10 protein-coding genes and 1 tRNA gene are annotated in these 12,084 nt (G+C 60.5%); all 11 read right to left on the bottom strand.

All coding sequences use genetic code 11. The features are described 5' to 3' along the window. Positions 1–2: 2 nt before the first annotated feature. The 11 genes from ACZ46D_RS07380 to ACZ46D_RS07330 all read right to left on the bottom strand — a co-directional run bounded on the left by ACZ46D_RS07380 (position 3) and on the right by ACZ46D_RS07330 (position 11,945). Positions 3–1,058, bottom strand: a complete 1,056-nt coding sequence (locus tag ACZ46D_RS07380; RefSeq protein WP_464926813.1) for a prolipoprotein diacylglyceryl transferase — start codon at positions 1,056–1,058, stop codon at positions 3–5. A 16-nt stretch (positions 1,059–1,074) separates the two neighbouring features. Next, positions 1,075–2,073, bottom strand: a complete 999-nt coding sequence (locus ACZ46D_RS07375) for a phosphatidylserine decarboxylase (RefSeq protein WP_464926812.1) — start codon at positions 2,071–2,073, stop codon at positions 1,075–1,077. A gap of 11 nt (positions 2,074–2,084) precedes the next feature. After that, the gene (locus ACZ46D_RS07370; RefSeq protein WP_464926811.1) at positions 2,085–4,487 is read right to left on the bottom strand and encodes a hypothetical protein; all 2,403 of its coding nucleotides are present in this window, start codon (positions 4,485–4,487) and stop codon (positions 2,085–2,087) included. 141 nt (positions 4,488–4,628) lie between these two features. Next, positions 4,629–4,847, bottom strand: coding sequence for a hypothetical protein (locus ACZ46D_RS07365; protein WP_464926810.1), 219 nt, complete (start codon positions 4,845–4,847; stop codon positions 4,629–4,631). Beyond that, the gene (locus ACZ46D_RS07360) at positions 4,825–6,633 is read right to left on the bottom strand and encodes a sensor histidine kinase (protein ID WP_464926809.1); all 1,809 of its coding nucleotides are present in this window, start codon (positions 6,631–6,633) and stop codon (positions 4,825–4,827) included. Before ACZ46D_RS07360 ends, ACZ46D_RS07365 begins: the two co-directional genes overlap by 23 nt. Before the next feature lie 237 nt (positions 6,634–6,870). Then, positions 6,871–8,823, bottom strand: coding sequence for a DEAD/DEAH box helicase (locus tag ACZ46D_RS07355; RefSeq protein WP_464926808.1), 1,953 nt, complete (start codon positions 8,821–8,823; stop codon positions 6,871–6,873). Between the two features lie 269 nt (positions 8,824–9,092). Further along, positions 9,093–9,539, bottom strand: a complete 447-nt coding sequence (locus ACZ46D_RS07350) for an arsenate reductase ArsC (protein WP_464926807.1) — start codon at positions 9,537–9,539, stop codon at positions 9,093–9,095. A 102-nt stretch (positions 9,540–9,641) separates the two neighbouring features. Then, on the bottom strand, positions 9,642–10,274 hold the full coding sequence (locus ACZ46D_RS07345; protein ID WP_464926806.1) for a TPM domain-containing protein: 633 nt from the start codon (positions 10,272–10,274) through the stop codon (positions 9,642–9,644). Next, complete coding sequence (locus tag ACZ46D_RS07340; protein ID WP_464926805.1) at positions 10,275–11,180, bottom strand: TPM domain-containing protein; 906 nt, start codon at positions 11,178–11,180, stop codon at positions 10,275–10,277. It lies immediately after the preceding gene. 3 nt (positions 11,181–11,183) lie between these two features. Then, positions 11,184–11,768 (bottom strand): LemA family protein, encoded by a 585-nt coding sequence (locus ACZ46D_RS07335; RefSeq protein WP_464926804.1) that lies wholly within the window; start codon positions 11,766–11,768, stop codon positions 11,184–11,186. Between the two features lie 101 nt (positions 11,769–11,869). Continuing rightward, positions 11,870–11,945, bottom strand: a tRNA-Arg gene (locus ACZ46D_RS07330). Positions 11,946–12,084 lie beyond the last annotated feature (139 nt).

Here is a 12,084-nt window from a genome sequence, read left to right as displayed (position 1 = left end):
TTTTAGATCTTTTCCTCGCGCACATGAAAGACGAGCATGGCGCCGGTCACCGTGCTGAATCCCGTATAGATGAAAAGTAACAGCCAGAGAGCCTGAAAGAAGAGCAGGGCGGCCGGGTTCCAGAGTAAGGCAAGCCCTGCCCCCAGGTTGGTCTGGCTGGCAACGCCGTTGCCGCCATACAGCGCCAGCAGCGTGCAGTAGCCCATCCCCAACAGAGCCATTTGCTGGTACGCGGAAAATTTTCCTTCGCCCCGGTAGTCGGCGCGGAAGTACTCGGACACGATGCGCCAGCCAAGGGCGAAGAGAGCGGCGAGCAGGAAGGCCGTGCGAACCCCCCCCTCCAGAAAAAAATACATGGCCACCAAGCCGATGTTCACCGAAAGAAACGAGGTGATGGCTTGGATTGGCACCACCCCGACCCCGGCGAGGCCGGAGGCGTAGGAGATTTTCTTGGTGGAACCGTGAAAGGTGACGGCCAGCGGGGCTAAGAAGCGGCGGGTCTTCGGTCCCAATTCGAACAAGGGTTTGCCATAGCAGCAGCCGAAGCTGAGGCAGGCGAGCCGGCCGATTCCCTCGCCCAGCAGATAGGCGACCGCCAGGGCCGCCATCACCGGGAGGAGGGAAACCTGCGGCGCATCCCACCGCCAGGCCAAGCCGTTATATGCCGCCACTGCCGGGGGCATGCTCAGCAGGCCGATAATGGCTGCGCCGCCCACGGTGAAGGTGTTGCGTTTCTTTTCCACGGCCATGGCGAGCAGCTTGGCCGCGGCCGTCGAACAGCCCATCACCCCGAGAACCAGACCGATGATTCCCCACAGGGGCATACCCATGGCAGCCAGAAGCAGAAAAAAAGCCATCACCCCGAAAAGGGAGCCGCTGGCCAGCAGCGCCCCGTAATAGGTGATATTGGTGCCGTGCCAGTATCCGTTCGTCGTTCCCTTCCTGGTTGGAATCGCGGCGATGATTTGCCACCTTTCCCGCGGTAAAACGATGTAAGCCCACAGCAGTAGCGGAAGCAGCGCCAGTCCCAGGATCAGGGTGAAAAGGAAGTTGCTCATCTCGTTTCTCCTTTGGTTAGTTTTTAGCCACGGCGATGAGGGAGCGCGCCTGAACCTCGACCTCCACCAGGGGCCGCCCGAAACCGAGACTGAAGCGGCTGTGCACGTCGGTCCGCTTTCCTTTGGTTAGGATATCCTCGGCAAAATGGACCCGGCCTTTCTCGAAAAGCAGGATGTCGGTGCTGCTCCCCGGACGGTAGAGGCTTTTGGGCTGTCCCTTGCTCAGGAACATGCCGGGGTGGATAGGCAAGGGATGGTCATAGCCCGTATCGCTGTAGCATTGCACAATGTCGCCGATCATCATGGCCACCACCTCGACCATGGCCACCTGTCCCACCCCGGTGCCGCCGGGCACGTCGGTGTCAATAATGGTGACCACCCGTTTGTTCTTGGAATACGGGGTGACCACCTCCACCACCGCACCGGGATTGCAGGAATGGTACACGCCGCCCAGGCAATAGTGGTCCACCACTTGGCCGGAAACCGGGGTGTGATTGTAGTGGTACTTGTCCGGGGTCAGACGGAAGACGGCGTAGTCGCCGTGACTGAAGGTCTCAAGCCAGCGGCGGCGGTCAGGACCCAGCAGCTCGGGATAGTCAAAGAACTTGTCCTTGAGAAACAACGGGGAATCGGGGTGCAGGGCGCCCAGCGCCATCCGGGCGTCGGCAGGGGAAACCACGGCGGTGTCCAGGTGCGGCATGGGGCGGCACTGCCAATAGCGGATCTGCCGCTCGAAGATTTTGCGCGGGGTGGTGAAATGTGCCCGCAGGGCCAGGCATTCGGTAAGATCGACGCCGCAGCGTGCCAGGAAGCGGGTGTTGCCGCTCAGCCGCGGCCCCAGCGCCAGGTCGAAATGATACAGGCCCAACAGGCTCGACATGCGGGCCGAGATCGCCAGGCGAAAGAGAAACGGGGCCTTTTCCCTGGCCTGGGAGTAGAGGAAGCGCACGATTCGGTCGCCGAAGAGTTCTTCAGTCATCACCGTGTTGCTTAACCGTTCGACATACTGATGCATGGATGCACCTCCTAGAGCGTCTGTTTCTGCCGTTTGCTGTCCAGGTCCTCGGCAATGACCATGAGTTGCAGCAGCCGCGCCGCGTTTGCCGGGGCAAGAGAATCGCCCCGCAGTTCATCTTGGGTCTGGCGGAGGAAGGCATCAACCTCCTGCGGGCCAAGGATGGCATTCACTTCATCGCGCATCTCAAGGGAAAGCGGAATCTCGCCCGCGGCCATGGCCTGGATGTCTTCGACCACATACTGCCACCCTTCGTTGATCTGCTCCTGCCGCAGGTCCTCGCGGTAATAGCGCTCCGCCGCCAGGTTGAACTCCCTGGCCGACATGTCGTAGGGGGAATCGGCGCCTCCCTTGGCGAGAATCCCGGTGGTCAGGCGGCCCAAGGCCCCGTGCCGGGCAGGCTCTCGCAGGCGCAGCTCCAGATCGGCCAGCAGGTCGGTAAAACCGAAGGCCTCCACCAGGTCGGCCGCCTCTTCGCGGATGATTGCAAGCAGGGCCAGGCGGTATTCTTGGTGCAGCACCCGCAGATAGCCGGGGTAGCGGTGGCTTGTCCGGGTGCTTTTGGTTCTTTTCAGGATGCCGCGGAGAAAACGGTTGGGCGTTTCCTTGTGCACGAAAAAGGTGGGGATGCCGATGGCTGTGCCGAACATGATCTGGCGCCGCTCGCTTTCGACAAAGGGGGTGTCGGGGATGTGCTGATGGCTGCAGCTGCCCGCGGCGATGAACTTGAAGGCCAGGGCGTTGAGCAGCATCTGCAGATCGGTGGCCCGGCCCAGGTCGCCGGCAAACTGTTCAAATTGCGAATAGTAGCGGGCCTCGAAGCCGGAGAAGCCCATGACCTCGAATTCCCGCAGCTTGTAGGGCAGGTAGACCGACATCCGTTTGTCAAAAATCCCCATCATGTCCAGGTCTTCCTTGAGGCGGCGGTCGTTGTGCAGCCTGCCGTCCTGGCTGGCGCTCCGCTCCGTGGAAAGCAGAGCCACCGGGTAATCGATGAGCCGGAAATCCGGGATGAAATCCCCCTTGCAGCGGCAGGCCTTTCCGACGATCTGATCGATAAGCGGCGGGCCGAACGGGGTGAGGGCCTGGCCGCAAAACTTGTTTTTCGCCTTTTTCCGCCAGCGCCGCCAGAGCATGCGCAGGTGGGTGTAATCCAGTTGGTGGGGGAGGAATCCCAGGGCCTGTTCCGGGTGGAAATCCTCGAAGGCCAGGCGGTAGGGCGCGGCGCTGTATGTGCCGACGAACAGGGGCAGGAAGTGCTCCATGACCTTGGCCACCAGATCGCCCATGCATTTCTCGTGGCGGGGGGTGAAGCCGGAGCCGGGGTCGCGCAGCAACCGGTTCATCTTGCGGCTGCCCATGCTGACATGGGTGCCGTTGTTGGCCAGGCTGATGTTGGAGGTATGGGGCATCATCACCAGATTGTTGGTGATGATGCCTGCCTCGCGCATCTTCATCACCGCGTTCAGGTGGCTGCGGCTCAAGACCTGGTGGCAGAGGATCATGTACTGGTGCTTGGCCTCGCCTTCGTCCCAGCCGGAGAGGCAGGGGCTCATGAACAGCTTGCGGTAGAAGGCGTCGGAAATGCATTCGTTCAGAGCCCGCTGCCGCATCGGCGGATGCGGGGAGAAGAAGAGCATGGCTTTTTGCCCCCGCCGGATCAGCTCGAATTTTTCGTTGGCATACATGATCAGCAGCTGGGTGAAGAGAAAGCGCTTGGCCGTCTCCCTGGCCAGGGCTTTGCCATAGCCGGTGTGTGGGTGCATGCCGGTGACATGGAAGGAAAAGGTTTCCGGCGAGGTGTTGTCGCTCAACAGATGGGTGAGCAGCCGGCTCCCGGTTTTTTGCACTGTTTCATGGCGGCCGCCTTGGCCGAGGACATCGGCCAAGGCCAGTTTGAGCAGATAGCTGATGGGGATGCGCAGATGCTGTTCGCCTCCCTCCTCCACAAAGAAGCGGGCGGTGTCGGTGCGTTCGCCGCGGGTATGGTCTTGTTTGTCGGCCTTGAGGTCCGCAGCCAGGGTGTGCAGGGCGTTGGGGTGCAGGCAGGAGAGGGGGAAACGCACCCAGCTGTTTTCCCAAACCTGCTCCACGTTGTCGCTGAGGTAGCGCTCCAGATCTCGCCGGGCCCGGGGGGAGGTATCGCCGCGGTCGGCCCGTTTGATGATGTTGGCGTAGTAGCTCGATTGCTCAATGGCCCGGGGCAGATCCGCCGCCTCGCGGCTACCGGATACCGCCACCTGCAGCTCATTTTCGCAGCCGGTGGTGGCGTCGGCGCCGAAAAAAGGCAGGCTAGCCGGGGAGTTGGGGTCGAGACCGAGCAGGGAGATGCACTCGCGTTCCGTGGGTCTGGGGTCTTGCCCCGTCCCTGTCCGGGTCAAGGAAATGTCCGCAAAGGAAAGTCTGCTCACCATCGCACCCCCTGGTTGATTGTCGGCGGTCTGCCGTCATCTTCTTTTCTTAGAGTTATAAGGGGGTTCTGTCAGGGTAAGATTAGGTTCGCAACATGATTTGATTCGGGAGGGGAGGTAGAGCAGGAAGGCGGAGCGATTTCTTCAGGCGGTGTTTTTCCGGGACCGGGAAGGGGTCGCTTGATCGAGGAAGTACTGAGCCCAGCATTCCCAGGCGGTGGTGTCCAGGGTGCAGGCACTGGGACAGGGGTACTGTTCGACCACATGGGGACACAGCCCGCTTCTGGCCGTGCAGATATGTTTGGCTGCCTTTTCCAGCGCGGTGCTCAAGGTGGGTTTGTCATGTTTTATTGGTGTTTTCATCTTGGTTCTCCTTATAAAGCAGGATGGTGAAGGTTGTACCTTTGCCGACTTCGCTTTGGACACTCACCTCGCCGCCATGCGCTTGGACAATGTGTTTGACAATGGCCAATCCCAGGCCGGTGCCGCCGACTTTGCGGTTGCGGGCCGCATCGCTTCGGTAGAAGCGCTCGAACAACCGCGGCAGGTGCTGGGCTGCGACCCCTGTACCGAAATCCTGGACCTCGATGGCGATTGTTTTTTCATCGCGCTGTTTTCCCCGCACCAACACCCGGCCGCCCTCCTCGCTGTATTTGATCGCATTGACGATGAGGTTGGTGACCGCTTGTTCGAGCAAGGGGCTGTTGAGGGGACCGGTCAGGTCATCCGGAGCTGCCAGTTCGATGCTGATTTTTTTCTCGGCTGCCTTGAGCCCGCAGGTTTCAATGGCCCTGCGCAGAGGGTTGATGATTTTTTCTTCCGTGAGTACCAGCGCGGTCTGTTCCTGATTCTGTTCAAGTCGGGACAAGGCCAGGAGATCGTCGATGATGGCGTGCAGCCGTTTTGATTGCTTGGCGATGATCTCCACAAACCTCCGGGCATCCTCCGGGCTTTCCAGCGCCCCGTCCAGTAGGGTTTCGGCAAAGCCTTCGATGGAGGTTATCGGGGTTTTCAGCTCGTGGGAAACATTGGCCACAAAGTCGCGGCGCATGTTCTCCAGCCTGCGGAGGTTGGTGACATCGTTGATGACGATGATCGCGCCGCTGGTCAGGTCCGAGGCATCCTGAAATCGGGTGCCGTGGGCGTAGAAGTATTTTTCCTGTCCCTCCCGGTCGGTCAGGTCGATTTCCCCCTCGATGGGCTTGGCTGAAGCAAGGGCTTGACTGATAAAGCGTTGCAGGGCCAGGTTGCGCACCGCCACCAGGGCGCTTTTCCCCCGGATCTTTTCGGGGGTAATGTGCAGCAGCCTGGCCCCGGCCTGGTTTATATCGAGGATGCGCTCCTCGGTGTCCACGGTGATAACCCCCTCGACCATGCTGGAAAAAACCGCCTGCAACTGGCTGTGCTGTTGGGCAATGGTCTTGATCCGGCCGTCGAGCTGATCGGCCATGACATTCATGGCTCGGGACAGACTCACCACCTCTTCGGCCCCTTCTTCCCGCAGCTTGCTGGTGAAAGCGCCGTTGGCAAAACGTTCGGCGCCCAGCCGCATCTCTTCCAGCGGTCGGGTGATGCGCTGGGCGATGAACCAGGCGACCAGAGCCACGAGCAGAGCGACAATCAGGCAGCCCCAAACAATCTTTAAAAAGATGGTTCGGAGCGCGTGGTCGATGAAGGTGACCGGGATCGCGGTGCGCAGTACCGCCAGAATCTTGCCCTTCTGCTCCAGGGGAATTGCCACATACATCATCTTTTCCTGGAGGGTGTGGCTGAAGCGCAGAGAGGGGGTGGGTCGATTGGCAAAGGCGGCGATGATCTCCGGCCGGTCGCCGTGGTTTTCCATGCGGCTTGGGTCTTCATCTGAATCGGCCAGGACCTTGCCGTCGGTGGCAATAACGGTCAGGCGGGTGGCGGAATTCTTTCCGGCGGTTGTGCAAAAGGTCTGCAGTGCGGGCAGATCGTTTCGGGCCAGCAGGGCCAGAACGGATTCCTGCGCCAGATGGGCTCGCGCCTCAAGACCGGTGGCGGTCTGGGCCAGCTGAAAGGCGCGGAGGGAATATGCCCCATACCCGGCGGCGACCAAGAGGGCGATGATGGTGATGAGGAGCTGGCTTGGGTACAGCTGCCAGATCAGGCGTTTATGGTGCATGGCAATCCCCGTTGCGATTGGAGTTGATCGGGCCAACAGCAACAGGATAGCACGGGATTGTTAGAATAGGGTCAGGATATTGTCACGATCCCGTAAACATTCCCCAGCACCGAATCTGCTTTGTCATCGGCCTGTTCGCATACTTAGGTATAGCGAACAAGCCTCTTCCGCGCATCTCCGGCACTGGTGAATATTTACAATCTGGGTGGGTTCGTCGTGTTTAGCTTTTGGCGAAGCTCATTCGGAGTAGGGCTTCTTCTTGCCTCGCCGGGGAACGCCGGCGGATGGTCTGGCCGGGGTGGTCGGTCGGGTCGAGGTTGAGGGCCTGGCCGAGGAATACGGCTTGGCTGAAGTGGAGGGCTTGGTGGCAGAATATGGCTTTGCCGAGGTTGCGGGCCTGGCTGAGGCTGAGGGCTTGTACGAGCTGGCGCTGGAGGGCTTGTACGAGGAGCCTGAGGATTTGTAGGGTTTTGCGCCTTTCCGCCCTGGATACGCCGGTTTTGCCGGGCGGCCCTTGGGGGCATCCAGGGTTTTTACTTCGACGTCCCGGCCGTTGATCTTGAGGCCATGGAACACCTCAAGGACTTTCTGGGCGAAGCGGCTGTCTGCTTCCAGCATGGCGGTGTGGTCCAAGATCTCGATGCGGCCGACCTTGATGGAGGCCGAGCCGCTGGCGTCATTGATCTGGCCGATGAGCCGTGCGGGAGAGATGCCGTCCTTTTCGCCGATATTGAGGTAGAACCGGCTGAAATTCACCCGCTCGCCGCGATCATCCTGCCGGCCGAATTTGCTCTCCGGCCGCTCCTGCCTGGAAAACCGGCTGTCCGGACGCTGGTAATCGGTGTTCTGGCCGCGGCCCTTGTCCGTGACGTTGATGTCCGGGGCATTCTGGTAATGGGTCAAAACGGAGGCAAACTCCTGGGAAACAAAACGCAGGATCAGCTCGTCGCGGTCGAGATCGGCCAACGCCTCGGTGATCGCCTCCATAAAGGGGGCCAGCTGAGCGTGGTTTACCTCGACGTTTTTGATGGTTTCGATCTTGTGGAGCAGCTGTTTTTTGCAGACCTCGTGGCCGGAAGGAACCTTACCCAGTTCGAACTGCCTTTTCATCTTGCTCTCGATCTCCTTGATGCGGAACTGTTCGCGCATATGGATAATGGAGATGGAGATGCCGGTTTTGCCGGCCCGGCCGGTGCGACCGCTGCGGTGGGTGTAGTTGGCGCTGTCGTCGGGCAGGTTGTAGTTGATCACGTGGGTCAGGTCGGTGACGTCCAGGCCGCGGGCCGCCACATCGGTGGCCACCAGCAGCTGCACCGACTTGCTGCGGAAACGCTGCATCACGTAATCGCGTTGGCTCTGGGAGAGTTCGCCGTGCAGGGGGTCGGCGCTGTAGCCGTCCTTGCCGAGTTTGTCCGCGACATCGTTGACCTCCTGACGGGTACGGCAGAAGATGATGGCGTACATATCCGGGTTCATGTCCACCAGCCGGCGCAGGGCCAGGTAGCGGTCCTTGGCGTGGACCATGTAGTAGACGTGTTGGATGTTTTCCGAGCCGGCATTGCGGGTGCCCACCGTGATCTCCAGCGGGTTTTTCATGTATTTCCTGGAGATGGAGGCCACGCTTTGCGGCATGGTGGCGGAAAAGAGCAGGGTGTGTTTGTCGTCCGGGGTTTGGGCGAGGATGGCGTTCAGCTCGTCCTGGAAGCCCATCTGCAGCATTTCGTCGGCTTCGTCCAGCACCACCGAGCGGATGGCGGACAGATCGATCACCTGGCGGCGCATCAGATCGTGCAGACGGCCGGGGGTGGCGACGATGATCGGCGCCCCTTGGCGCAGGGAGCGGATCTGGTTGTCAACGCTGGCGCCGCCGTAAATGGCGCAGACGCGGATGGTGGGAAGATTCTTGGCAAAGGCATTGAGGTCGCGGGCCACCTGCATGCAGAGTTCGCGAGTCGGGCAGAGAACCAGGGCCTGGGTCTTGCGGCTGTCTGGATCGCAGAGTTGCACCAGGGGGATGCCGAAGGCCGCGGTCTTGCCGGTGCCGGTTTGGGCCAGGCCGACAATATCCACCGGTTTTTTGAGGAGGATCGGGATGATCTGCTCCTGAACCGGGGTTGGCGAAGTAAAGCCAAGGGCTTCGAGGCCGGAGATGATGTCGGGACGGATGCCAAGGTCAGCAAAGGTGGTCATGGTGCGGTGTTCCTTATTGAAGGGCGTGCGGGGAGGGAAAGGTTGCTGTGCAGGGAAAAAAGTCAGCCTGGGGCGGCCCAACACCCCCTAAACAAAAAAACCACACTTCCTCGCCGGAGGCTTTGTGCGGTGCGCTTTTGTAGATTTAGCGATTACAGGCAGAGGCAACACAATGAATTACGATATTTACCATGAGTCGCCAGGGAAAGCAAGCGCTATGTTTTTCCCGGCTCCTACCGGCTGGCTCCAGAGCCTCGGTGCCAGGCAGGTTATGGCCGATGCGAGGCCAGGGTAATGGGCAGATTGATCAGGTATTCTCGGATGGCGTCACGGACAGTGCGGTAATGGCCCAGGACCTCCGCTTCGCTGGTGGCGGTTTTGGCAAGGCGGGGCGGGTCGGGAAATTGGTGGTGGAGCTTGATCGCCTTGCCCGGAAATAAGGGGCATTGCTCGTTGGCGTCATCGCAGACCGTGATCACATAGTCAAAGGTGGTGGTCTTCAGTTCGGAGAGTAGCTTGGAGTGATGGCTGCGGATGTCGACCCCGGCCTCGGCCATGACTTTTACGGCCAAGGGGTTGAGTCCATGTGTTTCGATCCCGGCCGAGAAAAATTCGTACCGGTCCGGATAGAGATGTCTGCCCCAGCCTTCCGCCATCTGGCTGCGGCAGGAGTTGCCGGTGCAGAGAAAGAGGACCGTCGGTTTGGCTGCGTTCATGGCTCGGTCTCAGCTGATGAGGTTGAAAAGATAGCCCACTCGAGGATGCCGGTGTCGCGTGTCATGAAAAGCCGAGCCGGCCGATTGGCCATGCCTGGGGAGTTAGCCGGTGAGCACCTGGTTGGAAAGCTCGTTGGTGTCATCGTCCTTGATGGGAAAATGGTTGGCCAGGATAATGCCCACCGCCTCAATCTTCCGGCACAGGGCGTTGCAGGCCTGCCCATGTTTTATGCCAATGGCAATCTCATTGGCGTGGGTCATCAGGGTTTCCTGGGAGATTTTCTGGTAGATGCCCGAGTCCGCCAAAATCCAGACCTTGCGCTCAAGCAGGGAGATGAAAAAAAGCACCCCGGTGTTGTCGCGGGTGGTATGGAGTTTCTTTTCGTAAAAGGCGCGGAGCGCCCGCTCAGCCACCCTGGTTTCCAACCGGCTGGCGGGGATGAACAGCCGGAGCAGGGGGGGGGAGATTTTGGCCAGACTGCCGAACCCAATGACGCCGCAGAGCAAAAGGGGCACGAAGTAGCCGAGGCTGTCGGCCAGGAAAAAGTCGGTGATGAGCAGGGCGGCCAGGCCGCCGATGGTCAGGCCTGCCAGAAGCCTTGCCTCGGGATAGGTATCGCTGGCGGTCACCACCATGGCGGCCAACTCGCCGGAGGTTTTTTTCTCCACCTCACCGATGGTTGCGGCGATCTGCTGTTTTTCCGCCTCGGTGAAAAATGTTTCTGCCTGTGTCATCTACCAGCCCCCCGAGGCGCCGCCGCCTCCGAAACCACCGCCGCCAAAGCCGCCAAAACCACTGTCTCCGCCGCTCCCGCCGCCGAAGCCGCCGCCCCCCATATAAAATCCGCCGCCATGGCCGGCATTGGCAAAGAGGATTGGGAGCAAAAGGCCCAACAGGGCGCCACCCGGGATGAGCAGGAGCAGCATCAGCCAACCCAGGGGCGAAGAGAGGCCGAGAAAGGCGAAGAAGGGCAGGAGCACCGCGCCGGTCAGGGCGCCGACCGGCTTGCTCAGCCGTCCGACAAAGCCGACCAAGATGGCAAAGAAGATGAGATAGGGCAGCAGCGAGGATTGGCCGGCGCGCGCTCCCCGGCTGGAGCTGCCACTCCCCTTAAATTCGCCCCTGGCAGCGCTGATGATCGCGGAAACCCCGGCATCAAAGCCTTCGTCAAGTTGGCCCGCCTTGAAACGCGGGCTTATGACCTGATCCACGATGCGCCCGGCAAGCAGGTCGGTCAGTACCCCTTCCAGCCCCCGGCCGACCTCGATGCGGACCTTGCGGTCGCCCTTGCTGACCAGAAGCAGCACCCCGTTGTCCTTGCCCTTTTGCCCGATTTTCCAGGCCTCCACCGTGCGGATGCTGAAATCCTCCAGGGCGTCGCCTTCCAAAGAGGGGATGGTCAGCACCGCGATCTGGGTGGAGTCGGATTGCTCAAAGGCCAGGAGCGTCTGTTCCAGCCTCTGCCGCTCAGCCGGAGAGATCATCCCGGCCAGATCGGTGACATACCCCTGGTACTGCGGAACCTCCAGCGCCCTGGCCGGGCTGGGGCCATCGGCAAAGAGAAGGCCGAGGGTCAGCAGGCAGACGAGCCCCAGTCCCTTGGTCAAACGGTATGGTGCCTGTAGTATGTTGGGCAGCATCGGTTAGAACTTTACCGCCGGGGCCTTGGCCGCCCCCTCTTCCGCCTTGAAAGCCTCACGGCGGGGCAGCTGGAGCAGCATGTTGTTGGTCAGGTTGTTGGGGAAGGTGCGGATGGAGGTGTTGAAGATCCGCACCGCCTCGTTGTAACGGACCCGGGCCACGTTGATCCGGTTTTCCGTGCCTTCCAACTGGTGTTGAAAATCAAGGAAGTTCTGGTTCGCCTTGAGGTCGGGGTATTTCTCCACCACCACCATCAACCGGGAGAGCGCGGAGGAAAGACCGCTTTGCGCCTCCTGGAACTTGGCAAAGGCCTGGGGGTTGTTGACCACTTCGGCCCCTGCCTGGATGGTGCCGACCTTGGCCCGCGCCTCGGTAACAGCGGTGAGGGTCTCTTTCTCATGGGCAGCGTAAGCCTTGACCGCTTCCACGAGGTTGGGGATGAGATCGGCCCGCCGCTGGTAGGAGGCTTCCACATCGCCCCAAGCCGCGATCACGGCTTCGTCGTTCTGCTGGATGGTGTTGTAGCCGCAACCGCTCAAGCCGACCGCGAGAAGGACGAAACTGACAAGGACGAGGAATCTTTGCATGGCGTTATCTCCTGGAAAAATGGTCTTGGGAAATCTTGACATTGCCGCCCGCCCCTGTGGGCTTGGCGGTGGCGCTAACTGGGGAAATATCAGGGTGTTGATGGTGCCCTCGGTACGACTTGAACGTACGACCTACCGCTTAGGAGGCGGTTGCTCTATCCCCTGAGCTACGAGGGCCGATATTTTTTCAGCATATTTCCAGCATAAAAGAAGGTCCGTACTATACCATCGGCAGTGCAATGCGCAATATCTTTCTTGGCTGGAAGCGCTTGCGCCGCTTGGCCTCTGGCTGATCTTCCGTCGGCGTAGGGGTAGG

The sequence above is a fragment of the Thiovibrio sp. Mzg5 genome (assembly GCF_055379285.1).
The sequence above is the reverse complement of the archived record's forward strand: the minus strand, read 5'-3'. Positions and strand labels throughout refer to the sequence as shown.

Bases quoted from the DNA above. Each gene is read 5' to 3' on its own strand.
- ACZ46D_RS07380 (WP_464926813.1), bottom strand. From the start codon at position 1,058: ATGAGCAACTTCCTTTTCACCCTGATCCTGGGACTGGCGCTGCTTCCG.
- ACZ46D_RS07375 (WP_464926812.1), bottom strand. From the start codon at position 2,073: ATGCATCAGTATGTCGAACGGTTAAGCAACACGGTGATGACTGAAGAA.
- ACZ46D_RS07370 (WP_464926811.1), bottom strand. From the start codon at position 4,487: ATGGTGAGCAGACTTTCCTTTGCGGACATTTCCTTGACCCGGACAGGG.
- ACZ46D_RS07365 (WP_464926810.1), bottom strand. From the start codon at position 4,847: ATGAAAACACCAATAAAACATGACAAACCCACCTTGAGCACCGCGCTG.
- ACZ46D_RS07360 (WP_464926809.1), bottom strand. From the start codon at position 6,633: ATGCACCATAAACGCCTGATCTGGCAGCTGTACCCAAGCCAGCTCCTC.
- ACZ46D_RS07355 (WP_464926808.1), bottom strand. From the start codon at position 8,823: ATGACCACCTTTGCTGACCTTGGCATCCGTCCCGACATCATCTCCGGC.
- ACZ46D_RS07350 (WP_464926807.1), bottom strand. From the start codon at position 9,539: ATGAACGCAGCCAAACCGACGGTCCTCTTTCTCTGCACCGGCAACTCC.
- ACZ46D_RS07345 (WP_464926806.1), bottom strand. From the start codon at position 10,274: ATGACACAGGCAGAAACATTTTTCACCGAGGCGGAAAAACAGCAGATC.
- ACZ46D_RS07340 (WP_464926805.1), bottom strand. From the start codon at position 11,180: ATGCTGCCCAACATACTACAGGCACCATACCGTTTGACCAAGGGACTG.
- ACZ46D_RS07335 (WP_464926804.1), bottom strand. From the start codon at position 11,768: ATGCAAAGATTCCTCGTCCTTGTCAGTTTCGTCCTTCTCGCGGTCGGC.